The sequence below is a fragment of the Stenotrophomonas sp. Steno-Z1 genome (genome assembly GCF_056393175.1).
In genome coordinates this window covers 73,336-98,965 of record NZ_JBWJPB010000001.1, presented here as the reverse complement: position 1 = coordinate 98,965, position 25,630 = coordinate 73,336, and the positions used below count along the sequence as shown (strand labels likewise).

The 25,630-nt window shown below is 66.6% G+C and carries 17 protein-coding genes; 3 read left to right on the top strand and 14 right to left on the bottom strand.

Annotated elements, in window-relative coordinates:
* The first annotated feature begins 69 nt into the window (after window positions 1-69).
* Both AC06FD_RS00430 and AC06FD_RS00425 read left to right on the top strand, forming a co-directional pair.
* The gene (locus tag AC06FD_RS00430) at window positions 70-2,496 is read left to right on the top strand and encodes a penicillin-binding protein 1A (protein ID WP_394161287.1); all 2,427 of its coding nucleotides are present in this window, start codon (window positions 70-72) and stop codon (window positions 2,494-2,496) included.
* Between the two features lie 280 nt (window positions 2,497-2,776).
* Window positions 2,777-3,421 carry a hypothetical protein gene (locus AC06FD_RS00425; protein ID WP_478076721.1) on the top strand — a complete coding sequence of 215 codons (645 nt, stop codon included), beginning with the start codon at window positions 2,777-2,779 and terminating at the stop codon, window positions 3,419-3,421.
* Between the two features lie 94 nt (window positions 3,422-3,515).
* Here the strand turns inward: AC06FD_RS00425 and AC06FD_RS00420 are convergent, their stop codons facing one another.
* The 12 genes from AC06FD_RS00420 to AC06FD_RS00365 all read right to left on the bottom strand — a co-directional run bounded on the left by AC06FD_RS00420 (window position 3,516) and on the right by AC06FD_RS00365 (window position 22,307).
* Entirely contained in the window at window positions 3,516-4,349 is an 834-nt protein-coding gene (locus tag AC06FD_RS00420) for a hypothetical protein (protein ID WP_478076720.1), read from the bottom strand.
* Window positions 4,349-4,780: a hypothetical protein gene (locus tag AC06FD_RS00415; RefSeq protein ID WP_478076719.1), complete on the bottom strand. Its 432-nt coding sequence runs from the start codon at window positions 4,778-4,780 to the stop codon at window positions 4,349-4,351. Before AC06FD_RS00415 ends, AC06FD_RS00420 begins: the two co-directional genes overlap by 1 nt.
* Window positions 4,781-4,872: 92 nt before the next feature.
* Window positions 4,873-10,671: an ESPR-type extended signal peptide-containing protein gene (locus tag AC06FD_RS00410; protein WP_478076718.1), complete on the bottom strand. Its 5,799-nt coding sequence runs from the start codon at window positions 10,669-10,671 to the stop codon at window positions 4,873-4,875.
* A gap of 131 nt (window positions 10,672-10,802) precedes the next feature.
* Window positions 10,803-11,519 carry a pilus assembly protein gene (locus AC06FD_RS00405; RefSeq protein WP_478076717.1) on the bottom strand — a complete coding sequence of 239 codons (717 nt, stop codon included), beginning with the start codon at window positions 11,517-11,519 and terminating at the stop codon, window positions 10,803-10,805.
* A gap of 23 nt (window positions 11,520-11,542) precedes the next feature.
* Complete coding sequence (locus AC06FD_RS00400) at window positions 11,543-12,544, bottom strand: CfaE/CblD family pilus tip adhesin (protein ID WP_478076716.1); 1,002 nt, start codon at window positions 12,542-12,544, stop codon at window positions 11,543-11,545.
* A gap of 125 nt (window positions 12,545-12,669) precedes the next feature.
* Entirely contained in the window at window positions 12,670-15,384 is a 2,715-nt protein-coding gene (locus AC06FD_RS00395) for a TcfC E-set like domain-containing protein (protein WP_478076715.1), read from the bottom strand.
* 59 nt (window positions 15,385-15,443) lie between these two features.
* On the bottom strand, window positions 15,444-15,962 hold the full coding sequence (locus AC06FD_RS00390) for a CS1 type fimbrial major subunit (protein WP_478076714.1): 519 nt from the start codon (window positions 15,960-15,962) through the stop codon (window positions 15,444-15,446).
* A 733-nt stretch (window positions 15,963-16,695) separates the two neighbouring features.
* Window positions 16,696-17,973, bottom strand: coding sequence for a citrate synthase (locus AC06FD_RS00385; RefSeq protein WP_088432680.1), 1,278 nt, complete (start codon window positions 17,971-17,973; stop codon window positions 16,696-16,698).
* 354 nt (window positions 17,974-18,327) lie between these two features.
* Window positions 18,328-18,588 carry a type B 50S ribosomal protein L31 gene (locus AC06FD_RS00380; protein ID WP_259207440.1) on the bottom strand — a complete coding sequence of 87 codons (261 nt, stop codon included), beginning with the start codon at window positions 18,586-18,588 and terminating at the stop codon, window positions 18,328-18,330.
* Between the two features lie 112 nt (window positions 18,589-18,700).
* The gene (locus tag AC06FD_RS00375; protein WP_259207443.1) at window positions 18,701-19,636 is read right to left on the bottom strand and encodes a nucleoside hydrolase; all 936 of its coding nucleotides are present in this window, start codon (window positions 19,634-19,636) and stop codon (window positions 18,701-18,703) included.
* A 165-nt stretch (window positions 19,637-19,801) separates the two neighbouring features.
* Complete coding sequence (gene recG, locus AC06FD_RS00370) at window positions 19,802-21,913, bottom strand: ATP-dependent DNA helicase RecG (protein WP_259207446.1); 2,112 nt, start codon at window positions 21,911-21,913, stop codon at window positions 19,802-19,804.
* A 1-nt stretch (window position 21,914) separates the two neighbouring features.
* Complete coding sequence (locus AC06FD_RS00365; protein ID WP_259207448.1) at window positions 21,915-22,307, bottom strand: RidA family protein; 393 nt, start codon at window positions 22,305-22,307, stop codon at window positions 21,915-21,917.
* A 97-nt stretch (window positions 22,308-22,404) separates the two neighbouring features.
* Between AC06FD_RS00365 and AC06FD_RS00360 the strand changes: the two genes are divergently transcribed.
* Window positions 22,405-22,650, top strand: a complete 246-nt coding sequence (locus AC06FD_RS00360; RefSeq protein WP_478076713.1) for a hypothetical protein — start codon at window positions 22,405-22,407, stop codon at window positions 22,648-22,650.
* A 214-nt stretch (window positions 22,651-22,864) separates the two neighbouring features.
* Here the strand turns inward: AC06FD_RS00360 and AC06FD_RS00355 are convergent, their stop codons facing one another.
* Window positions 22,865-25,024 carry a RelA/SpoT family protein gene (locus tag AC06FD_RS00355; RefSeq protein WP_259207450.1) on the bottom strand — a complete coding sequence of 720 codons (2,160 nt, stop codon included), beginning with the start codon at window positions 25,022-25,024 and terminating at the stop codon, window positions 22,865-22,867.
* A gap of 218 nt (window positions 25,025-25,242) precedes the next feature.
* Window positions 25,243-25,542 carry a DNA-directed RNA polymerase subunit omega gene (gene rpoZ / locus AC06FD_RS00350; protein WP_005410877.1) on the bottom strand — a complete coding sequence of 100 codons (300 nt, stop codon included), beginning with the start codon at window positions 25,540-25,542 and terminating at the stop codon, window positions 25,243-25,245.
* Window positions 25,543-25,630 lie beyond the last annotated feature (88 nt).

Here is a 25,630-nt window from a genome sequence, read left to right as displayed (position 1 = left end):
GGCCCCAGCCGTTCCCTTGCGTAATCTATACTCTGCGGCCACGAAATTCGCAATCGGAATCTGTCACTGATGACACGCTTTCGCCGCTGGCTGCGCTGGTTGCTGGTCGCCTTCCTGGTCCTGGGCCTGATCGGCGCCGCCGTCGCAGGTGGCCTCTATTACGCTGTTTCCTCCAAGCTTCCGGACGTGCAGAGCCTGCGCGACATCGAGATGCAGGAGCCCATGTACGTCTATGCTAGCGATGGCAAGCTGATGGCGGTGTTCGGCGAGTCCCGGCGCACCCCGATCACCATGAAGGAGGTCCCCGAGCGCCTCAAGCAGGCCTTCCTGGCCACCGAGGACGCCCGCTTCTACGAGCACGGGGGCGTGGATTACAAGGGCATCGGGCGCGCGGTGTGGCTGCTGGCCACCACCAACGACAAGCGCGTGCCGGGTGGGTCCACCATCACCCAGCAGGTCGCCCGGCAGTTCTTCCTGAGCTCGGAGTACAGCTACACCCGCAAGCTGGCCGAGATCCTGCTGGCGCGCAAGATCGAGTCCGAGCTGAGCAAGGACGAGATCTTCGAGCTGTACCTGAACAAGAGTTTCTTCGGCAACCGCGCCTACGGCGTGGCCGCTGCGGCCGAGTTCTACTACGGCAAGAAGCTGGGCGAACTGGACCTGGACGAGATGGCCTCGCTGGCCGGCATCCCCAAGTTCCCCTCCTCGGGCAACCCGATCAGCAACCCCGAGCGCGCCCGTGAGCGCCGCGACTTCTACGTACTGCAGCGCATGGCCAGCCTGGGCTTCATCTCCCAGGCCGAGGCCGACGCGGCCAAGGCGGTGCCGATGCACGCCAGCGCGCACGAGCCGCCGGTGCAGGTCGACGCGCCGTACGTGGCCGAGCTGGTCCGCCAGGAAATGATCGCCCGCTTCGGCGGCGACGTGGTCAACAAGGGCTACCACGTCACCACCACGATCAACGCCGAGCTGCAGACGGCCGCCAACATCGCCGTGCGCGATGGCCTGCGCGTGTATGACCACCGCCATGGCTGGCACGGGGTGGAGCAGCATTTCGACGTGCCCGCCGACGCCGACGCCAAGGCCCTGGCCGCCAAGCTGGTCGGGATCCCGTCCCAGTCCGGGCTGCTGCCGGCGATCGTGGCCTCCACCGCTGCCGACGGCAGCGCCACGGTCGTGCTGGCCAACCGCAGCGAACTGGTGCTGCCGGTCGCGGCCAGTCGCTGGGTCAACAAGGCCCCGGCCAAGCTGCTGACCCGCGGCGACCTGGTCCGCGTGCGCGCCGGCGAGAAGGAAGGCGAGTGGCTGATCGACCAGATCCCGCGCGGCCAGTCCGCGCTGGTCTCGCTGGATGCCGAAAGCGGCGCGCTGAAGGCGCTGGTCGGCGGCTTCAGCTTCTCCGGCAACAAGTTCAACCGCGCCACCCAGGCGCGCCGCCAGCCGGGCTCCAGCTTCAAGCCCTTCATCTACGCGGCCGCGTTCGACAAGGGCTTCAACCCGGCCTCGATCGTGCTCGACGCGCCGGTGGTGTTCCGCGACCGTCGCGGCAAGACCTGGTCGCCGCAGAACGATGGCGGCGGCTTCCGCGGCCCGATGCGCCTGCGTGAAGCGCTGGTGCAGTCGCGCAACCTGGTCTCGGTGCGCCTGCTCGATGGCATGGGCGTGGACTACGCGCGCAAGTACATCAGCGAGTTCGGCTTCGCCGAGGCCGAGCTGCCGCCCAACCTGTCGATGTCCCTCGGCACCGCCTCGCTGACGCCGCTGTCGGTGGCCCGCGGCTATGCGGTGTTCGCCAACGGCGGCTCGCGCGTGGATACCTGGGTGATCGACCAGGTCACCGACCGTGACGGCAACCTGGTGTTCAAGGAAAACCCGGCCATGGCCTGCCGCGAGTGCGCCGGTTCCAGCGGCGGCGCCCCGGTCAGCCAGGTCGTGGACGGCTTCAACTTCGGTGCGGCTGCGGCGCCGGCGCCGGCGGCGACCGCGGCGGCCAAGCCGCAGCAGCCGGTAGAGGCGCCCAAGCCGGTCAACCCGGATGCCAAGGTGGCCCCGCGCGCGATCGATGCCCGCACCGCCTACCAGCTGGTGTCGATGATGCGCGACGTGGTCCAGCGCGGCACCGGTACGGCCGCCAAGGTGCTTGGCCGCGAGGACGTGGGCGGCAAGACCGGCTCCACCAACGACCACCGCGATGCCTGGTTCTCCGGCTTCGGCGGGCCCTACGCCACCACCGTCTGGGTGGGCCGCGACGACTTCCGCTCGCTGGGCTACCGCGAATACGGCGGCAAGGCAGCGCTGCCGATCTGGATCGACTACATGCGCGTGGCGTTGAAGGACACCCCGGTCGCCAAGAACGACCCGCCGTCGGGCATGGTCCAGGCCACCCTCAACGGAGCCACCGAATGGGTCAAGGTGGAAGACATGGACAAGATCGAGGACTTCAGCTTCGACACCCATGTGCAGCAGGCCGACGACGCCGCCTTCGACATCTTCTGATTCCCCCGTGCCGGGTACGCCCCGGCACCCGGAACGAGCACAGGCCGGGCAATGCCCGGCCTTTTTGCTTCGCCGACCAAGCCATCGCCGCTGCACGCAATCCCCGACGCACCGTAGAGCCACCCCATGGGTGGCTGCACGCAATCCCCGACCGCAGCGTAGAGCCACCCCATGGGTGGCTGCACGTGATCCTTATCGCAGGCGCAGCCATGCGGTGGCTCTACCCCGTTGTCACATCGCCGGTGTACATTGCCGTGCAGGTCGCCCAGGAGTTCCGGTCATGCATCGAGCCCGTCAGCATGCAGCCACCCAGACCCGCGAGCGTCGCCACCGGCTCGCCCACGAAGCGGCCCGGCTGATGGCCGAAGGCGGCATCCGCGACTACCACCAGGCCAAACTCAAGGCCGCCGCCCGGCTGGACATCCACGACGATGCCTCGCTGCCGCGCAACGCGGAGATCGAAGATGCGCTACGCGAGTACCAGCGTCTGTTCGCCGGAGCCGACCATGGCAGCCAGCTGCGCCAGCGCCGCGAAGCCGCCCTGCGCGCGATGGAGTTCCTGCGCGGGTTCGCGCCGCGGCTGTGCGGCCCGGTGCTGGACGGCACCGCCGACGCCAACAGCCCCGTGCAGCTGCAGGTGCACAGCGACGACGCCGATGCGGTGCAGCGTTACTTCGACGAACACGGCATCCCGGCCGAATCGCGTACGCGCCGCCTGCGGCTGGACCGCGAGCGCGTACTGGACGTGCCGGTATGGGTGTTCAGCGCCGAAGAGCTGACCTTCGATATCGCCGTGCTGCCCTACGACGCCTTGCGCCAACCACCGCTATCGGCGATCGATGAGAAGCCGATGCGGCGGGCATCGGCCGTGCAGCTGCGCGAGCTGCTGGCCGAAGCTGAAATCGAGGGCTATCTCGCCGGTTGAGGCGGTCCACCGTGCACGAAGGCGCGGTCCGCGGATGCAGGCACTAGGCTCCCCGACGGGCGAGTCTACCGAGTGCTGGCCGGCACGCCATCGATCACGATGCCGGCGGCCATCCCAGCAACTGCCTTTCCTGCGCGCTCAACGACAACTTGCGATACAGGTGATCCAGGAACCATGGGCCATCCCGCCAGCGCGCCGAGGCCGGCAACCCCGCCATGTCTTCCATGGCGCGCGCCAGCACTTTCCACTCCAGCGCATGCGTCGACGCCGGCGGTAGAAAACGTGCCATCCGCTCGGTGCTGTCGGCGGCCTTGATGCCCGCCCCTTCGTTGTAGACCTCCAAGGACGGTCGTGGCCGCCCGCGTCGCGCGACGTGGCGCGCGAACATCAGCTCGGAAAACACCCAGGGCGAGCCGATGTAGTCGCCACCGTCCACATAGTCCTTGATCCGCACGGCAGGGCTGTCCAGGTACAGGAACAACTCGCAGCCGTCGATCATCCGCTGCAAGGCCGCGTTGAGGATCATGTAGACGTTGGCAGCGGTGCGGGTGACCTTGCGGTAGTGATAGCTGCCCGGCTCGTCCTTCTTGCGGGAGAAATGATCGTCCACGTCGTTGAGCAGCGCGTACACGTTGCCCCAGACGCACGAATCCACGAACACTGTAAGTCCCAGCCGCTCCAGTGCCACCGCCAGCTGCATCACCTGCTGGCGATCGCCGGACGCGTGCGACAGGAACACATCGGCCTTCACGCTGGGAAACAGGTGTTTCTGCACGGTGTCGGCATCGAGCAGGGTGTCCTTGCCCTTCAGGTAGGACCCCAACGCCACGAGCGGCGACGGCGTGCGCTGTTCGAACGCGGCAACGGCCGCGGCATCCACGGCCATCGGCGGCGTGGCGAAGTTTTTGATTTTCAGGTCGAGCAACATCAGCACGCTCCGTTGGCGAGCAGGAAAATGGCCACGCAACAGGTAGCCAGAACGACATGGAAACCCACCACCGCTGGGCGGCGCAGGACCTGGAAAAACGGTTCGCGCACGGCCTGCAGCCGCGCGGCATCGATACGCAGCCCCAGCACGTCCGCCAGCGGACGGTCCGCGGCGTGGTTGTACAACGCGATGAACGCTCGCTCCTGCTGCAGGAAGTACGCGTGGAAACCCATGAACAACGCGGCCGGCGCCAGGAACAGCGCCCAGTGGAACCGCACGTTCTCGCCCAGCGCACAGGCCAGCACCGCCGTCATCACCGCGATGCTGCCGCCCTTGATCGCCAGGGCGCCGTTGGCCAGGCGCGTGATCACGCCCTGCAGCACGTTGAGATAGCCCAGGCGTAACGCAATCTGATCGGACACGGTCTGCATGAAAACCCTCCGCGTGGCGGCATGCCGCCGCCACGCCGTGTAGCGACACAAAGGCAGGGCCGCCGCGTGGTGCGGCCCCGCCCTCCCCCGCATTACCAGCCGATGCCCACGCCCACGCCAACGGTCTTCTCGCCGCTGTTGGTGAACGCCCCATTGAGGCTGAAGGTGGCCGAGCCACGCTCGTTCATCACCCGCTGGTAGCCCACCGCCAGTGCCGATTCGCCATCGGAATGGCCCACGCCCGCGCCGAGGCGGTTGTAGGTATTCAGGCCGGCGGTGTTCATCGCCATCGCACTCTGTGCACTGCTCATCGCCGCCATGCGGTTGAAGCGCTTGTCCATGCCGTCCAGGCGCTTGTTCAAGCCGTCCACGGCCAGATCGGTGTACTCGTTGGCACGGTCGAGCACCTCGTTGAGCTGACGGACATTCACCGCATCGGTATCGGCCGTGCCCTTGGCCACGTGCCGAACGCTGCGCTCCTTGCCCTCGCTGCCCACGGCCACGGCACTGTCCCCCTCCGCCTTGACCACCGGCTCGGGCGTTTCGACCTTGGCGACCGGGGTGTCCACCGGGGCCGGGGACGGCGCCGGCGCAGTCTCGCTGGTGGTCACCGGTGCATCGGCGGACATCGCCACCGCTGCGCCCATCCGGCTCATCATCGCGACCGGCTCGGCGCCGCGCCCTTCCAGGGTGTCGATCTGCCCCTGCAGGTTCTTCTGCACCTCATACAGCTGCCCGCCGTTGACCGCATCGCGGCTGCCGGAGGCGATCAGGCCGTTGGCCACGTTGCCCAGGACCATGCCGTGGGCGCCGCCCAGGTTCAGGCGACCGGGGCCGTCGGTACGGGGGGTGGGGTCTTCCTGGAACAGGCGGTTGAAGTTGCGATCCAGCGAGGCCAGCGACTTCTCGTTGTCCGCCACCGAGGTATCCAGCGCGGTGAGCGCATCGCCGACGGTGCGGTACGCGCCACCCTGCACGTTGAACGACGGCGTGACCGGGTTGCCGTCGGCATCCACGCTGCCACCAAAGACCGACGCGATGCGCTTGAGCTGGCCGACGGTGGCGGCATCCTGGTTTGCGGTGCCGTTGGCTACGTTGACGATGCGGCGCTGAGTGAGGGAATTGCCTACTGACACCGTGTTCGTTTCAGACGCAATGGAGCCGTAGCCAAGGGCCACACTGCCCCTTGCAGCCGCCAGCACCTGACTAGCGGCACCCAATGCAATTCCATTCTCAACATGTACCTCTGAGCGGCCACCCAAGGCAAACGCGTCCTCCGCGTTGGCTGTCACCGACGCCGCCCTGCCAAGAGCAACTGAGTTCTTTCCGCGAGCCTTGGCGTAACTTCCGATTGCGGTTCCGCCCTCGGTGTTGACCGAAGCCTCTGCACCATCACCCATTGCAACCGCCAGGAAGCCAGCCTGCGCCGCGACAGATTCCTCGTCGTAGCCAACACTGACGTACCGCGCACCCTCCGCGACTTTTTCGAGGCGCTTATTGGTGGCAAACAACTGTCCACCATTCACCGCGTCCTTGCTCTCCGCCGACGAGATATCGCCCGCCCCCACACCGGAAAGGCGCGTGCCACCGAAGTCGAACACCGGTCCGCCCTCCGTCATCAAGCTACGTGCGGTGCGCGGCTGCATCCCATCCAGTGCTGCGCGCAGATCGGAAATCTCACTCCGGTTCTCGCCCACCTTCTGGTTCGTGGCATGCAGCTGCCCACCATTCACGGCGTCACGGCTGCCTGCATCAATCCGGCCGTCGGCCACGTTGCCCAGCACCATGCCCTGTGCACCGCCCAGCGCCAGACGGCCTGCGCCATCTGTGCGCGTGCTGGCTTCTTCCCGGAACAGTCGGTTGACATGGTTGCCCAGCGCGTCGATGTTGGAGGTGGTAGTGGTGATTGCGGAATCGAGCGCCAGAAGCGCGGAGCCTACGTTGTTGTAGGTCCCTGTGCCAAGCGCGTACTCCGGTTTAGTAACGGCGCCATCTGGGCCTACCGCGGCTCCTCCGCCGAGTCCATCCAACGCAGACCTGAGTTGCCGCACCGTTGTCGCATGATCATCACCTGTGCCCGAGGCGATATTAACGATTCGTCGCTTGAGCGTTTCGTTACCGACTGAAACGGCGTCCACCTCCGTCACAACCGACCTATTGCCAAGCGCAACGCTGTTCTCTGCGCCGCTTTCGACGATGCTCTTGGCGCCCACGGCAAGCCCCGAATCGGCGGAAACTCGAGTGCCAGTGCCTAGAGCAAAACCTTCTAACCCCGACTCATCCACGTATGCTCCACGTCCCAGCGCAACTGAGCTAGTTGCAGCTGCGATCGAGAAGCTACCTAGCGCAAGTGCTCCATTTCCCGAGGCCTCGGCGGCATCGCCGATCGCGACCCCATATTCCCCGGCAGTCGCTATCTCGCTCTCTGAGCTCAACCCGATAGCAATCAACCTGTTCTTCTGCTCAATGGCACCCACGCGTGCGTTGGTCGCAAACAACTGCCCCCCATTCACCGCATCCTTGCTTCCAGCATGGCTGATATCCCCAGCCGACAGCCCGCTGATCCGCGCGTTATCCAGATCCACGATCGTGCGATCTTCATTGAACGTCACCGCGCCTTCCAAGTCCGGCACAAAGCCCTCAAGGTCACTGCGCAGCGCGGCAATGTCGTCGCGGTTCACGCCGATGTTGGCGCGGTTGGTATCGATGCTGGTGCGATTGGTTTCGATCCCGGTGCGATTGGTTTCGATCCCCGTGCGATTGGTTCCGATCCCGGCGAGGTTGCCTTCGATGCTGCTGCGGTTGCCATCGATCTTCTCGGCATTGGCCGCCACGGCGGCAGCCTGGGCGGCAACCAGATCGTTGGTGGTCTTCAGCTGGCCGCCGGTCACGACTTCATTGCTGTTGGCGGCCACCAGGCCGTCGGCCACATTGACGATCTTGCGCCTGGTGGTGGCGTTGCCCACCGATACCGCATTGCCCGACGTGGCGATCGAACCCTGGCCGAGGGCGACGCCATTGCTGGCACCCGCCTCTACCTTGGCCCCGGCACCCAGCGCGATGCCGCCCTTGGCACCGGTATCCACGACGGTCCGGTTACCCATGGCGATGGCGTCGTCCGCCGCGGCATCGACCAGGGTGCCGAGGCCGACGGCATTGGCACCGGCCGTCTTGGCCCGGAAGCCAACGGCATTGCTGTGCGAGCCCGCCGCCTGTGCTTCGTAGCCCATCGCGTTGGCATTGCTGCCCGCCGCGGTCGCCTTGGTGCCGATGATGGCCTTGGCGCTGGCGATCCGCTCAAGTGCCGCTGCAGCGTCCCCTTTGGCCTTGTCCGCCGTCCCCTGCGCGGCCACCGCCTTGTCGTCGGCCACCTTGACCGTGGCATTGGTGTTGAACAGCTGCTTGCCCGTTACCGCTTCGGTACTGCTGGCATTCAACGTGCCATCCACCAGTCCAGTGAGCACGCGGTTGGCATTGGCCTGATTGCGTACATCCAGACGGTTGCCTGAATTGGAGATGCCCAGGCGCACGGTGCCGGCGGTCGATGCTTCGGTGATCAGCCCATGTACCTTGACCAGCGACTGATTGGTCGCGTGCAGCTGGTGGCCGGTCACCACCTCGGCACTGCCGTCAGCCACCAGGCCGTCGCCGACATTGACGATCTTGCGCTTGATGCTGGAACTGCCGACCGACACGGTGTCTGCGGCGTTGGCGATCGAGTTGGCGCCCAGGGCAACGCTGTTGCTGGCCCCCGCTTCCACTTTGGACCATGCCCCCAGCGTGGTGCCGGCAGCTGACGACACATCCACGCTGGCGCCATTACCGATGGCAATGGCATTGGCGGCTGTCGCATTGGCCATCACGCCCACCGCAACCGCGTTGTTGCCGGCGCTGGTGGCCTCGAAGCCGATCGCATTGCTGTGCGAGCCGCGGGCCTTCGCCCCGGCACCCACCGCGGTGGCCTTGTTCCCGGCCACGGCATCCTTGCCGATGAACGCATTGTCGCCGGCAAACCGCAGCAGCGCGGCCGCGGCCTTGGTGTCGGCCGCGGCGGCGGCCTCGGCCGCGCGGGTGACATTGGCATTGGTGGTACTGAGCTGGTTGCCGGTCACCGCCTCCGTGCTGCCCGCCGCGACCAGGCCGTCGCCAACGTTGACGATCTTGCGCTTCAGCGCCGCGCTGCCCACCGACACCGTGCCTGCGGCGGTCGCCGCCGAGCCTGCGCCCAGCGCGACGGCGTTGGTCGCATTTGCCTGGACGTTCGCGTTCTGGCCCAGCGCGACACTGCCGGCCGCTGTCGCGTTCACGCTGGATCGGTCACCGAAGGACAGCGACGCCGACGCTGCCGCATTGGCCAGCGAGCCCATTGCGATCGAACTGCCGCCGCTCGCCTTGCTTTGATAGCCCAAGGCATACGCGTATTGTTCGCTCGCCTGGGCCTGATAGCCGAGCGCGGTGGCGTTGGCCTTGGTGGCCTTGGCTTCATTGCCCAGTGCGAGGGCCGCATTACCGGTGGCCACGCTGTCCTTGCCCAGTGCGGTCTGCACACTGGTCAGCTTGGCGAGGGCCAGGTTGGCCGTGGTCGTGGCCGTGGCCGCCTTCCGGTCGGTGGCCAGCAGCTGCTTGCCGTTCACCGCCTCGGAGCTGGTATCGGCCAGTGCGCCATCGGCGACGCCGCTCAGCTTGCGGCCTGCACCGCCTTTGTTGCGCACATCGATGATGGTGCCGGTGTTCTCAGCGCCGATGCGCACGTTGGCGCTTGCCGACGTCTGGCGGATCAGACCATCCACCGCAGCGACCTTCTGATCGGTCACATACAACTGCTTGCCGGTCACCGCGTCGGTGCTGGACGCGCTGAGCGTGCCGTCCGCCACATTGACGATCTTGCGGTGAAACGACGTGGTGCCCACGGATACGGTGTTCGTGGCCGTGGCCACCGAACCGTTGCCCAGTGCCACCGCGCCGGTCGTGTTGGCAGCGACCTTGGCATTGGCGCCCAGCGCCATGCTGTTGGTCGAGGTCGCATCCACGGCGGCGCGGTTACCGATGGCGACGGCGCCCTCGGAGGATGCCGTCGCCAGCGTGCCTGCCGCGACGGCATTCCCGCCGGCGGCTTTGGCGGCGTAGCCAATGGCGCTGGCATGCGAGCCGTTTGCCTGTGCCGCATTGCCCAGCGAGATGGCATTGGTGGCGCTGCTCTCCATGCCCGCGCTGATACCGATCGCGATGCCGCCCCGGGACGCTGCATTGGTTCCCCAGCCGATCGCCACGGAATCAAAGCCAGTGGCCCTGGCGGTAGTGCCCAGCGCTATGCTGGATTGACCGCCCGCGTAGGCATCGTAGCCAAGCGCGATCGCCGACATGGCGTCGGCGCGGGCATAGGCACCCAGCGCGGTGCTGAACATGGAGTACGCACGGGCACTCGCACCTACCGCCGTGGCGTAATCCGACGAGACATAAGCGTTGTTGCCCACCGCGACAGCGTAGCTGCCAGCAAGGGTGACCCCATTGCCGTACCCCACCGAGTTGCTGCCGGTAAGGTTGGAGCGCGAGCCCACCACGACGAGGTTGTTGCCGTTGAGTGTCGCATCCCGATACGCGGTATCGGTGACCAGCGCATACTGCCTGTGCTGGTCTCGGGTGTCGGCGGCATCCATCGCGAAGGCCATCGGCAACGCCAGGGGCATGCTGCGCGCCAGCGCCCACGCCGCCTCGGCATCGGCGTCTGCATCGGCCTCTGACGCGTATGCGGGAAGCGCCAGCACCGCGGCCGCGACGGCACCGGCCAGACGCACCGCACTGGCACGCTTGCCGCGGCCTTTGGTGTGTTCGCTGGCAACCGTCCAGCAGCCCAGGGCGGTATTCCAGATCAGTCGGTAGATTCGATTCACGGCAGGAGCTCCATGGAGAGGAAGGGGAAACATCAGGCAAAGCGCTGCCGCCCACGGCGGTTGCCGTAGCTGCAGGTGCGGGGGATGGGACGACGTCGCGCGCGGTGCGCCGGCGACGTGCGATCAGCGGGTCATGGGGTCAAGGATCGGGTGTAGTTTTTGTAGCCCTGGTAGCTGAGGCGGTACGAGACGATCATCTGCGTGACGCCGGCGGGATCAAACGGCAGCGCCATCCGCGCGCCCGGATACAGGCTGCGCTCCAAGGGGTGCTCGGTGCATTGCGTCGGTGCGGTGCAGGCCTTGATGCTGGTCACGCCCAGGCGGACATTGCCGTTGTTGTGCAGGTCTGCCCCGTCCAGCTGCATGTCCGGCACCGGTTGCGCGGGGATCACATGCACCAGCGCACCCCAGATCAGGCTCACGCCCACGTTGGCCGTCGGCGTTTCACTCGCCTCGTCGGTCATCTCATCCTGCGGCGGCGGGACACCCTCGAAGTAGACCCGGTAGGGCGTTTCCTGGCGGACCGATTCCAGCGGGATCACCCGCACCAGGCGGTTGCCGCCGCTGGCCAGCACGAACTTGCCCGGGGTGACCACCACGCCATCCTGGTTGCCGGGGCGCAGTTCAACCTCGTTCTCCTCCGGCGTGCCCGGCTGGTCCAGACGGAGTACGCGCGTCTGCACGTACTGCACTTTGCTGGTCTGCGAGTACACCCGGATCTGGCCCGCGCGGCCGTCGTGGACCGGCAGCCGCATCGGGTGCACGGTGAGATTGGCCTGCGCGGGCGCGACGGCTGCAGCGGCCAGCAGGAGGAAAAGCGCCCTCAACCGATTGTTGAAACTGTTCATTGCGGTGTCTCGGTTGGAGATCGTCATGGCGTGGTGGTGGGAACGTTCATCAGGATTCGCAGGTTGCCCGAGTAGTAGCCGCTGGCCTTGGTGGAGGCATCCACAGGCGGCATCTCCAGCGTCAAGGGCGTGGGCACGCAGTACACCGGCTGGGACATGCCCGGCAGCACCACCAGGCGCAGGTCAGCGGTATCGATGCCGCTCAACGGCTGCAGGCGGCCGTTTTCCATCGAAATCGGTACGCCGGCGTGCTGCAGATTGATTTTGTAATCCAATCGCTCGCGCTCATCGCCGCCGCCGGCCTCATTCCAGACAGAGAACCTGTCCGGTGGCCGGCCAGGTGCTGCCCGCCCGGAATCGCTGATCGTTACTTCCAGATAGCTGCTCTGCGAGCCCAAGCCGTCATAGAGGCACATCTCCAGCTCGCGCTTGCCCGCGATGGTGGGCGTCGGGTATGGGCTGTACTTCACGTTCAAGCCAACGTGCGGCGTGGCCTGGTCGTACTCGGGGAAGTAGATGCTGACGCGGTCGTGATCGGTGATGGTCAGATCAAATGTGAACGCGTATGAGGCTACCGAAGGCATACCGATCGCGGTATGCAGTGTCATCTCCAGTGAGGCGCTCCAACGTCCTGCCACCAGCTTTCCCAGTTCGTTTGCACTCAGTCCAAGGTAGATGCCGGTTCCTGCGGGCCCGTCACGCCCGCACACCGTAGATCCTGCGCTCCACAGATTCCGTTCCTCGCCCTCCCAACGACTGGGATAGCAGGACGGCGTCGCAAAGCGCCTTTCTGTCCAGCCATCAACACTGAGATCAACCTGCAGACCACTCCTTCGCTCAGTAAAGCGAAGGGGAATCCTTCCATGATTACGACCAAGCTCCGTGGTGCCCGTCGTGGGGCAACGGCCTGTCGATGCGTCGGAATCGGATCTACACGTGAGGTGAATGTTCCCGTACTTAAGTGCGTAGTCAGTGCTGTACCCAACGATGGTTCGTTCCGCCACTAATATCTGATCAGCGGGCATCGTCGACCTGTCATAACTTAGAGTTATGCGCTCAACCCGATCAGCGGGATGAACGACTGTTTGCGCTTCCGCATAAGCAAACCGCAACAGTCCGCAGATGAGAAGCAGCGTTAGTGACCACCTGCTCACAGCTGCGCCCCCCGTCCAGCCACCGACGGCATCTGCTCACCCAGCTTCTGCTCGCGCAACAGCCGCTGCACGCGTACCTGCTGCTGGATCTTCGCCGGCAGGCGATCCACCGCCAGGGGCTGGCAGCGCACCGCGCCCACCAGCAACACCACGCTGCGCTGCTCGCGCACCTGCAGCGGACATTCCATCAGGCGGCTGTCCTGCAACAGATACAGCGTGCGTTCGCGCTGCGGGAAATCGGCGATGAAGCCGCCATCGTTGCCAAGCGTGGGCAGCGGCGCGTTGAGAATCCGGGCACCCTGCAGGGCGATGCCCTCGTCGTCGTGCGCGCTGCCGATGAAGGTGTAGGTGAGGTCAAGTTCGATCGGCATCATCCAGATCTTTCCAGGGGGCAGGAACAGGTTCTGGCCGCTGCCCTGGCCGTCCACGCGGACGGCGGCGGCGACATCGTGCGCACTGACGTCCTGCACTTCGGCACGGGTGAGGGTGTAGGTGCTCAGCGGCAGCAGGCGGCGCTGGCCGAAGCGCAGCAGTTGGCGGCGGGCGCCGGCCACGCGTACTTCGGCAGCGTGGCCGCGCAGTTGCAGGTCTTCCGGGCTCTGCACCTGCACCGCGACACCGGCACCGCTGCCGTATTCGCTGCCCCAGAACAGGCCCGAACGCCCCCACGCAAAGGAGGAGGTCTGCGTGGCGGTGTACGCCGTGTCCGAATGCTGGCGGCTGCGGTAATGCGACACCGCGGCGGCGGTGGCGCCGTAGTCGTCCTGCTGACGCAGGCTGCCGCTGGCGCTCTTCTGATCCGTGTTGTACCCGCTGAACTCGCCGCCCAGCTCCCGATAGCCGGTGCCCCATTCCCAGCGGCGGGTGCGGCCGATGCGGTAGCCGATCTCCGGCTGTTCGTCGCGCCCGTGCTGCAGGTCCACCCCGACACGGTCCTGGCGGGTGGTCATGGGCGTACGCACTACGCGCGAGACGGCCACATTGAAGTACACGCCGGCATCGCGGCGGGGCCCTTCGGTGGCACCGGTGTGCTGGGTGAATGCGCCGGCGCGCGTGGCGATGCTCATCTCACGCCATTGGGAGGTGCGGCTGTAGCTGGCCTGCAGGGTACGGCTGAGCTGGCCCTGGCGATCGCCGGGTTGCCACGGCGCGCCGGGCGGCAGGCTGCCATCGAACCACGGCACGTCATTGCGCTCGCGGCCCAAGGTATAGGTGGTACGCCGGGTGAAGCCGAAGTAGAGGTTGCCGCCGGCCAGCGGTACGGACAGCGAGGCGCTCAACGCATCGCTGCAGCCCAGCGATTCGGGGTTGAGGTAGTCGCCGGTGCAGGCCCCGCCGCGCATGCGCTGGTGGTAGACCGTGCCGGACACGCGGTGGCGGTAGCTGGCCTGCTGCTGCAGACCGCGGCTGCCGTCATCGCCGCGCAGCATGGCGCTGCTGCCGGTGAATTCATGGGTGCCGAAGGCCTTGCGGCCCTCCAGGCGGAGCTCGCCATAGGCGACCTTGTCGACGATGGCCGAGCCGACCGTCATGGCGAGGTTGGGCCGCAGCGGCATGCGCAGGCCGGCCTGGACGGCACCCTCGTGGTGGCGCGCATCGCGCGTGATCAGGCGGCCGCCCTGCACGAACCACTGCACGCTGGTGTCATCCCAGGTAACGCCGGATTTGTTGAAGGGCGCATCTTCGGTACGCACCAGGGTGCCATCTTCGAAGATGCGCAGGCTGACGATGTAGCTGCCCGCAGGGAACCGCGTGGTATCGAGATCGTTGATGCCACTTTCCAGGTAGAACGTCTGCAGCAGGCGCTCGCCGTCATAGGCATCCACCCGGGCGTTGCGGCTGAGCAACACCGTCAGCGGGCTACCCTGCCCGACCACGGCCTGGTCGAGATACGCCTGTGTCGTGCCGAGGCGCGCGCCTTCGAAGCGGTCGAGCGGGAGCATGCCGAAGGCGAAGTTGCCGCCCTGCGAGCTGGACAGGTTGCGTCGATCCATACGGCCGACCTGCACGTAATGGGTACGCGCGACGTCATGGCGCAGATAGAAATCGTTGAACGAAAAATCATCGCGGCTGCCATAGCCACGGTTCTGCTGGCGGTTGTAGTTCCAGTCCACGCCGACGTACGCGTTACGCAGCACGCCGACCGTACCGTTGCCCAGCGCCGAGAGGCTCATGTAGCCGCTGCCACCGCTGACGTTGAGCATCTGCTGGTGGATGAAAGCGTTCTGCGCGCGCTCGTTGGGGCGGTGGTAGCGCTCGCGCTCCGGTCCTGCCGCCGGCAGCCACTGCCGCGCCGGGAAGAGATTGAGCACGCCTTCGCTTTCGTCGTGGATCACGCCGACGGTGCCCGGATCTTCCGGCGGTGCGAGATAGCCACAGCCCGCTTCCGGTGCCGTGTTCTGGCAGGCCAGGTGGCCATTGCGCGGCAGCGTGTGACTCAACGCAGGCGCAAGAACGGCCTTGGCGTCCTCGCTGAGCTCCAGCGCGGCAAGCACCGGCTCAGGGTCCATCAGACGCACGCCTTCCGGCGTCACGAACACCGGCCACACCCCTGCCGAGCGCCCCATCAAGCGCACATCCAGGCGTTCGATCTGTCCGGCCGCAAGCTCTTCGAAGCCGGCCGGCACCGGCCGTGCGCACACCGGTGCACAGACCAGCGCCAGCGACAGCGCGATCGCAAGGCGTGAGTGGGAGAGTGGGTGTGTGTGCATGGCAGTTGCCCGCAACGCAGCCGCCGCCCAGGGCGGCGACTGCACCGCTCAAGCCTGGATTACGACTTCAGCACCATGATGACGCTGACGATGCCCTTGTACTTGCCGCCGGTGGCGATGATGCCCGGGGTCTTCTGCTCGATGCGCAGATCCATCGCCTTGGAGGCGCCCGGCATGTCCGAACCCGGGTACAGCGTGGCTGCGGTGAAATCCTTGCCGGCGGTGCCCAGTTCGATACCGTTGAGGCTCACCGTCAGGTCCACCTTGGCCGCGGCGCCACCGGTGGATTCCGGCAGCAGGGCGGCTTCGCTGCCCAGGCTGACGGTGATGTCCTTGGCGATGTCGTTGGAGAACACGCGCACGCGCTCGGTCCACGGGGTCAGGCCAGCCGTAGCGGCGGTGCCCGGGCGGTAGGACATCTCGACCACGTCGGTCAGCGGGGTGCCGTCAGCCTTGAGCAGCGCCAGCGTCGGGTCGACGTCGGCCCACACGGTGATATCGGCCTGCACGGCATGGGCGGACATCGAGGCACTGGCCAACGCCAGAGCCAAGGCGGCCTTCTTGAAATGATTGAACATGATCGCTCCTTGGGGATTGGGGAGCCTCCACTCAGGAGGCGCTTTCGCCGCCGGCGGCCGACGATGAGAGCGCATTCATGTTAGTAATCAGTTCGTGCAGGCCCCATTCAACCATTCTTAAAAATCAATGGGATATGTCGTTCTGGAACCGGCTTTGGAGTTCAGCGCCACTGCAATGAATCCGATGCGGCATTTTCGGGACGGCGTTGCGGGGGCGCTCGTAGAATGGCGCTGTTTTGCAGCGCAGGCATGACCGCTGATTACGTCGCGGGATGACGTCTTTCAGCCGATCTCCATTTCAGTATGCGAAGGCTATTGAAGTGCATTCCGGCAAAGTGCGCAGAATCAGTGCAGCAGCGCCGGATCTGCGCTAGCGCGCCCGTGCCATGCAGGCCGCGGAGACGGCAACGCATAGCCTCGCCCGACACGGGGTGCGTTGGGTATCAGGTTTCCTGCCGACCGCGTGCCAGTGCACGTGCCACTCTCAGCGCGGCGCGAGGCCGCGGACGTGCTGCAGGTCGCTATCGCGGCGCTATCCGATGGGTATCGACCGTGCCATGCCGTTCAACCGGCGTGTATGCCGCCATGGAGCGCCTGGGGAGATCGTCCGTGTCGATCTGCATCCCATCCCAATGCCGCTCCCGCCCCCGACGCGGACGACGGTGAGTCCGCGTCATCCAAAAAAAACGCCCCCTTGCGGGGGCGTTTTTCATCGGCGGATCAACCGGGGCGATCAGCCCTGGTAGTCACGCACGTCGCTGCCGGTGTAGACCTGGCGCGGACGGCCGATCTTCATTTCCGGATCGACCTGCTGTTCCAGCCAATGCGCGACCCAGCCGGAGGTACGGCCCAGGGCGAACATGACGGTGAACATTTCGGTCGGGATCTGCAGCGCCTTGTAGATGATGCCGCTGTAGAAATCGACGTTCGGGTACAGCTTGCGGGCGACGAAGTAGTCGTCCTGCAGCGCGGCCTGTTCCAGCTTGACGGCCACGTCCAGCAGCGGATCCTGCACGCCCAGCTGCTTGAGCACCTTGCCGGTCATCTCACCGATGACCTTGGCGCGCGGATCGAAGTTCTTGTACACGCGGTGGCCGAAGCCCATCAGGCGGAAGCCGGAGGTCTTGTCCTTGGCCTTGAGCACGGCGGACTCGACGTTGTCGGCCGAGCCGATTTCTTCCAGCATCTTCAGCACGGCTTCGTTGGCACCGCCGTGGGCCGGACCCCACAGCGCGGTGACGCCCGCGGCAACCGACGCATACGGGTTGGCACCGGTCGAACCGACCAGGCGCACGGTCGAGGTCGAGGCGTTCTGCTCGTGGTCGGCGTGCAGGATGAACAGCAGGTCCAGCGCCTTGACCACGTCCTGGTTCAGTTCGTACTGGCCATCGGCGGACTCGAAGGTCTGCTTCAGGAAGCGGCTGACGTAATCCAGCGAGGTGTCCGGCTTGTTGGCCGGCAGGCCCTTGCCGTGGCGGTAGATCAGGGCCGACAGGGTCGGCACCTTGGCGATCAGGCGCACCGCGGCGTGGCGACGCTGTTCGGCGTCGGACAGGTCCAGCGAGGCGTGGTAGATACCCGACAGCTGCGCGATGGCGGCGGTCAGGATGGCCATCGGATGGGCATCCTTGGCGAAGCTGCCGATCAGCGTGTTGATCGACGGATCCACATCGGCTTCGGCGGCCAGCTCGTCGGTGAAGGCCTTCAGCTGCTCGGCGCTCGGACGCTCGCCATTGATCAGCAGGTAGGCCACTTCGACGTAGCTCGACTTTTCAGACAGCTGCTCGATGGGATAGCCGCGATACAGCAGCACGCCCTTGTCACCGTCGATATAGGTGATGGCGGACTTGCAGCTGGCGGTGGCGGTGAAGCCGGAGTCGTACGTGAAGAGACCGGTTTCCTTGGTCAGCTTCGAGATATCGACGCAATCGTTGCCGAGCGTGGGTTTGATGACTGGCAGAACAACCGACTTGTCGCCGGCGTTGAGCGTGACCTGATCAAGATCGGACACTGTGTGCGCTCCTCGAGGGAAGGCGCCCGCCCAAGCGCATGGGGCAGGCACGTGAAGGAAGTCCACGATCGTTATCGTGGATCCCGCCATTATCGCACAGCAACATTTCTGCCGCCCTAGGACGGAAGTCGTAGACGCGGGTACGCGCCCGCGTCGGGTGCATGCCACCAGGCAGCGCAAGGGCTGCGGCGGATCAGGACGTTTTTGTCCGGACACACCGTTGCACCGGCCTGGCGACGTCGCCAGCTGGCGTTCAGATACAGAGGCGGAGCGACGCGGCCGCTCCATACGCCAGACAGCAAAAAACAACGGCCGCCGAGGCGACCGTTGTTTTCATGCAACTGCAGCGACAACTCAGGCTGCGGTCGGCGCCGGCTTGCCGAAACGCTTCTGGAACTTGTCGATACGGCCGCTGGTGTCGATGACCTTGTGCTTGCCCGTGTAGAACGGGTGCGAAGCCGAGGAAATTTCAACCTTGACGAGCGGGTACTCGTTGCCGTCTTCCCACTTCACCGTTTCCTTGGTGGCCATGGTGGAACGGGTCAGAATCTTGAAATCAGAGGTAACGTCGTGGAAAACCACGTCGCGGTAGTTCGGATGAATATCGGCCTTCATGGGCGCGCACCGTAATAAGGGCTGGTGGTCAAGAGCGGCATTATAGCCCCGGATGCCACCAAGGGCAAGCCGGGACCATCAGCCGTGCGAAAGGTCCGCCGCAGCGGCGCCGTCAGGCGCCGAGTGCCGCCCGGACCTGGGCTTCAAAACGCCCTTGGTCGTAGGCCATCAGCAGCTGGGTGTTGTCCGGCTGCCCGGTCTGGCGGTTCCAGTCGACAATGGTAGCACCTCGGCTGTGCACGCCGGCCAGTTCCACGTTCAGCGGGCGCGATTCGACCCGCAGCGCGCCTTCCGGCTGCAGCGCCCAGGCCATGGCCAGGGCATCGGCGGCAAACCAGCGCTCGCCGCGGCTGTCTTCGGACCACAACCGGGTCTGGCGCGAGATCAGCTCGTAGAAGCGGGCCTTGTCGGTATCGGCGGCCAGCCACTTTTCCACGTCGGCGTGCAGCAGGCCGTGGGCGACGGTGGCTTCCCAGTCGGCCACTTCGATGTGCGGGAAGCCGGTGAACACCACGTGCGCGGCTTCCGGATCGAAGGCGATGTTGAACTCGGCCGCCGGGGTGATGTTGCCGTGGCAGGTGACCGCACCGCCCATGACCAGGAAGCGCTTCACGCGCTGCGGCAGGGTCGGGTCCAGCTTGAGCGCCAGGGCCAGGTTGGTCAGCGGACCGAGCGCGACCAGGAACAGCTCGCCGGCGTACTGGTGCGACAGGCGCAGGATCGCCAGGGCGGCGTGTTCGGCCTCGGCCTGGCGCTTGGCGGCCGGCAGGTTCACATCGCCGAAGCCGTCGGCGCCGTGCACGTGGGCGGCATCGACCGACGGGTGCAGGAGCGGATCGGGGGTGCCGGCATAGACCGGCACGTCTTCGCGGCCAGCCACTTCGCACAGTTTCAGGGCGTTGCGGACCGTGTGGTCCAGGCCAACGTTGCCGGCGGCGATGGTCAGGCCGACGATGTCGTGGCGCTCATCGGCGAAGGCCATCAACAGGGCCAGGGCATCATCGACACCCGGGTCGGTGTCGATCAACAGCGGAATCTTCTTGCTCATCGTTGCCGTCTTGATAATCGGCAAGGGACTTTCGCACCCTGTCATGACAAATACAAGGCGGGGGTGATCGGGTGCCGGGGGCGCTGTGCAGGGCGGCTGCTTGGTTTGCCATGGCCGCGACCGGCGGGCCCGCTTCGCGGCCGGCAGGGAGCCAGGCGGCGGGCGCTATGCCGAGGCGTAGCGTACCGCCGTGCCGATCCAGCGGCGCACGATCTTGTCGGCCACGTCCGGGGCTTCGGCCAGCAATCGCTCGGCCAGGTCATGCACGCCCGGCAGCAGGTCCGCGTCGCGGGCCAGGTCGGCCATGCGGAAGCCGGCCAGGCCGGTCTGGCGGGTGCCCAGCAGCTCGCCGGGGCCGCGCAGTTCCAGGTCCTTTTCGGCGATCAGGAACCCGTCGTTGGTCTGGCGCATGGTTTCCAGGCGCTCGCGCGCCATCGCCGACAGCGGCGCCTGGTACAGCAGCACGCAGCGCGATACCGCCGAGCCCCGCCCTACCCGCCCGCGCAACTGGTGCAACTGGGCCAGGCCGAGCCGCTCGGCGTTTTCGATGATCATCAACGAGGCATTGGGCACGTCCACGCCCACTTCGATGACGGTGGTGGCCACCAGCAGGTCGATCTGGCCGGCCTTGAACGCCACCATCGTGGCCAGTTTCTCGCTGGCCTTCAGCCGCCCGTGCACCAGCCCCACGCGCACGCCCGGCAGCAACGCCTGCAGCGATTCGAAGGTGGCCTGGGCGGGCGTGGCGTCCAGTTCCTCGCTCTCCTCGATCAGCGTGCATACCCAGTACACCTGCTGCCCTTCGCGGCAGGCCAGGGCGATGCGCTGGATCAGTTCCGGGCGGCGGTCGTTGTTGAGCGCGACCGTCTGCACCGGGGTGCGGCCCGGCGGCAGTTCATCGATGGCCGAGACATCCAGGTCGGCGTACTCGGACATCGCCAGCGTGCGCGGAATGGGCGTCGCCGTCATCACCAGCTGGTGCGGCACGCTGCGCCCGTCGGCACCCTTGTCGCGCAGCGCAAGACGCTGATGCACGCCGAAGCGGTGCTGCTCGTCGACGATGGCCAGGGCCAGGTCCTTGAATACCACGCTGTCCTGCATCAATGCGTGCGTACCGACCACCACCTGCGCCTCGCCCGAGGCGACCTCGGCCAGCACTTTGCTGCGCGCCTTGCCGGTGACCTTGCCGGCCAGCCACGCGGTGCGCACGCCCAGCGGCTCGAGCCAGGCGCGCAGGTTGTTCAGATGCTGCTCGGCAAGCAGTTCGGTCGGCGCCGCCAAGGCGACCTGCTTGCCGCGCTCCACCGCCAGCATCGCGGCCAACGCGGCGACCACGGTCTTGCCCGAGCCGACGTCGCCCTGCACCAGGCGCAGCATCGGATGCGCCTTGCCCAGGTCCTTGCGGATCTGCTCGAACACGCGCTGCTGCGCGCCGGTGAGCTGGAACGGCAGGCTGTCGCGCAGTTGCCGGACCAGCGCGCCCTGCCCGCGCAACGACGGTGCGTGGTGCGCCTGCAACGCCATGCGCTGGCGGCGCAGGCTGAGGTGGTGGGCCAGCAGTTCTTCGATCGCCAGGCGGCGTTGCGCGGGGTGCCGCCCCGCGGCCAGCGCGCCCAGGTCGGCGTCCGGCGGCGGGCGGTGCACGGTCAGCAACGCGCTGCGCAGCGAGGGCAGGCCCAGCCCGGACAGCCAGTCGGGTGGCAGCAGCTCCAGCGTGGACTCCTCCGGCAGCCGGTCCAGTGCGAGCCCGATGAACCGGCGCAGCGTGGCCGGGCCGACCCCTTCGATGGCCGGGTAAACCGGATCGAGGCTGTCGCCGAGTTCGTCGTCGTCGTTGCTGCCCATCACCCGATAGCTGGGATGGACGATTTCCAGCCCGAGATGCCCGGGCTTGGCGGTGCCGTAGCAGCGGATGCGCGTGCCGACGGCGAATTGCGATACCTGCTGGGCGCGGAAGTGGAAGAAGCGCAGCACCAGGGTGCCGTAGGAATCGTCTTCGAGGGCGACCTTGAGCACCGGCCGACCGCGGAAACCCCGCTCGACCGCGCTCACCCGCCCTTCCACCTGCGCCGCCACGCCCGGCTGCAACCGGGCAATGGTGGTCAGCCGGGTGCGGTCTTCATAGCGCAGCGGCAGATGCAGCCACAGGTCCTGCAACGAGGACAGGCCACGGGCCTCCAGCTTGGTGGCCACCGCCGGGCCGATCCCGGAAAGCATCGACAACGACGCTTCCCCGGCCGCGGCCAGTGCCGGTGCAGGAGCCCGTGACCGCGCCACGTCAGGCCTGGTCGAGCACCATCACCGCATCGACCTCGAAGTTGGCGGCCTTCGGCAGGCCGGACACTTCGATGGTGGAACGGGCCGGGAACGGGGCCTGGAAGTAGTCCTGCATGACCGCATTGACCTTGGCGAACTCGGCCAGGTCGGTCAGGTACAGGCCGAGGCGCACGATCTTGTCCAGCGAGCCGCCGGCTTCTTCGGCCACGGCCTTGAGGTTGTCGAAGGCGCGGCGCGCCTGGGCTTCAACGTCGCCGGCACCGACGATCTCACCGGTGGCCGGGTCCAGCGGGATCTGGCCGGAGAAGTACACGGTATTGCCGGCACGCACGGCCTGCGAATACGGGCCGATCGCGGCCGGGGCCTTGGCGCTGGTGATGATCTGGCGGGACATGGACGCTCCACGGTTCAAAAGGGGGAGCGCAATTGTAGCGCCGAAGCCGCGATCGGGGCCGCGATCCAACGCCGCGATCAGAGCCGTGATCAGAGCCGTGATCAGAGCCGAGATCAGAGCCGAGATCAACGCCACGATCGACGCCGCGATCAACGCCACGATCGACGCCGCGATCAATGCCACGATCGACCCGCGATCGACGCGCGATCGACCCGCGATCGACGCCACGATCAACGCCGCGATCCACGGTAGAGCCGACCGTTGGTCGGCTGACTGGAGAATGACGAAGACGGTTGGCCGGCAGGCCGGCCCTGGCGATCATCGCCGCGGGGTGCGCGGGTAGCCGACCAACGGTCGGCTCTACCGTGGGGCGATCATCGCCGCATGGTGTGCGGGCAGCCGACCAACGGTCGGCTCTACCGTGGGGCGAGCATTGCCGCGGGGTGTGCGGGTAGCCGACCGGCGGTCGGCTCTACCGTGGGGCGATCATCGCCGCAGGGCGTGCGGGCAGCCGACCGGCGGTCGGCTCTACCGACCGTCGTCTCACGGGACGCGGCTTATTGCCTGCGGACCGATTGCACGACCGACAACCGCCGTAGCCTGCGCATGACCTCGGCCAGATGGTTGCGGTCGCGGACCTGGATGTTGAACGCCAGCACCGCCGCGTTGAAATCGCGATCCAGGTAGTCCACCCGCTCGATGTTGGAGTGGCTCTGCGCGATCGCCGCCGCCAGCTGGGCCAGCACGCCGGTGCCGTTCTCCACCTCCACCACCAGCGCGGTGTCGTAATCGCCGGACACGGTGGTGTCCCAGCCGATCGGCACCCAACGTTCGGGCGACTTGCGCAACTCGGCCAGGTTGGGGCAATCCATGCGGTGCACCACGATGCCCTTGCCGGCGGTGTGGTAGCCCATGATGTCGTCGCCGGGGATCGGCTGGCAGCAGTTGGCGAAACTGACCACGCCACGCTCGCTGCCGTTGATCAGAATCTTTTCCTGCGAATGGCGCGAATGCGCGCCGCCACGCAATTCGGCATAGGCCATCAGTGCCTGCGCGGCCTGGTTGGGCATCCAGTTGCCCAGCGCCACTTCGGCCAGCAGGGCCTCCAGGCGGGGATACCGGTGTTCGGCCAGGAACGCATCCAGGCGCCCCTTCGGCAGGCGCTCCAGCGAGCTGTCCATCGCCTCCAGCGCGCGGTCGAGCATGCGGTGGCCCAGCTGCACCGCGTCTTCGTGCTCCAGCTGTTTGAGCTGGTGGCGGATCGCGGTGCGTGCCTTGGAGCTGACCACGAACTCCAGCCACTGCGGCTTGGGCGTGGCCGAACGCGCGGTGATCACCTCCACCGTCTGTCCACTGACCAGCTTGGTACGCAGCGGCACCAGCTTCTTGTCCACGCGCGAGGCCACGGCCATGTTGCCCACGTCGGTGTGCACCGCGTAGGCAAAGTCCAGCGCGGTGGAATTGCGCGGCAGGGCCAGGATCTTGCCCTTCGGGGTGAACAGGTAGACCTCGTCCGGGAACAGGTCGACCTTGACGTTGTCCAGGAACTCCAGCGACGAGCCGGCGGCGCGCTGCGAGTCGATCAGTTCCACGATCCACGCATGCGCGCGGCTCTGCGCGCTGTTGGGCGAGTCGCCGCCGAATTTGTAGGTCCAGTGCGCGGCCACGCCGCGCTCGGCGATCAGGTCCATCTCCTCGGTGCGGATCTGCACCTCGATCGGCGACCCATACGGCCCGAACAGCACCGTGTGCAGCGACTGGTAGCCGTTGGCCTTGGGGATGGCGATGAAGTCGCGGAAGCGCCCGTCCAGCGGCTTGAAGGTGGCGTGCACCGCGCCGAGCGCGTGGTAAGCGCTGGGCACGTTGCGGACGACCAGGCGGAAACCGAACACATCCATGACCTGGTCGAAGGATTTGTTCTCGTCGTGCATCTTGTTGTAGATGCTCCACGGGGTCTTGATGCGGCTGACCAGGCGGTGTTCCAGCCCTTCCTTGGCCAGGCGCTGGCTCAGCTGCACTTCCACCTGCGCCATCGCCTCGCGGCGGACCACCGGCTGGCTGCGGATGTGTTTTTCCAGGATCGCGTGGCGCCAGGGGTACAGCGCCTTGAAGCCCAGGTTCTGCAGTTCGCTCTTGACCAGGCTCATGCCCAGCCGCTGCGCGATCGGGGCGTAGATTTCCAGGGTTTCGCGGGCGATGCGGCCGCGCGCTTCGCGGCTCTGCGCGCCGAGGGTGCGCATGTTGTGCAGGCGGTCGGCCAGCTTGATCATGATCACGCGCAGGTCGCGCGACATCGCCAGCAGCATCTTGCGGAAGCTCTCGGCGGCCGCTTCCTGGCGGTCGCGGAACTTCAGCTTGTCCAGCTTGGTGACCCCGTCGACCAGCTCGGCCACGGCTTCGCCGAACTCGGCGGCCAGTTCTTCGCGGGTCAGCGGCGTGTCTTCGATGGTGTCGTGCAGGATCGCGGCGATCAGCGCCTCCACGTCCAGGCCGAGCTCGGCCAGCACCTGCGCCACGGCGACCGGATGGGTGATGTAGGGCTCGCCGGACTTGCGGGTCTGCCCGGCATGCGCGGAGGCACCCACTTCCCAGGCACGGCGCAGCAACGGCAGCTGCTCGGGCGGCAGGTAATGCGCTGCGCGTTCGAGCTGGAGGACATAGTCGGGTACGGCCGCGCCGGGGGGCGTGGCGACCTTGGCAGTGGGGCCTGGGTTCATGGCTGGAAGACTATGCCAGCGGCGGGATAACGGCAAACATCTGAACAGGGGAATCGCCCCCGATGCGTCGCCCCATGGTCATCGCCCGCCGGTGATCGCGAGGCGCGCTGCGGCGAGCGACCGCGATCGCGACGCGGCGTCACCCTGATGTGCCGCGCCCAAACGCAGAACAGCCCGCCAAGGCGGGCTGTTCTGGCAACAACGCACGATCAGGGCGATCAGTCGTCGTTCTTGGACATGTCTTCGTCGGCGACGACTTCGGCAGCGGCCCATTCCAGTGCTTCACGCTCGGCACGCTCGCGCTCGGCCTTCTCGACTTCGTCGATCAGGGCGTTGTCGATCTTGCGGGCGGCAATTTCGCGCAGCGCCAGCACGGTCGGCTTGTCTTCGGTTTCGCTGTTGTCCAGGGTGGCCTGGACGCCATTGGCCAGCTGACGGGCGCGCTTGGACGCCATCATGACCAGTTCGAAACGGTTGTTCACGACTTCCAGACAATCTTCTACGGTGATGCGGGCCATGCGGGCTCCCGGCAACCAGTGACGGTTGCTCAATCGAATGAGGGAAAGGGGACGGATTGTACTCGCGGGGGCTGGACAAAATCAAGCC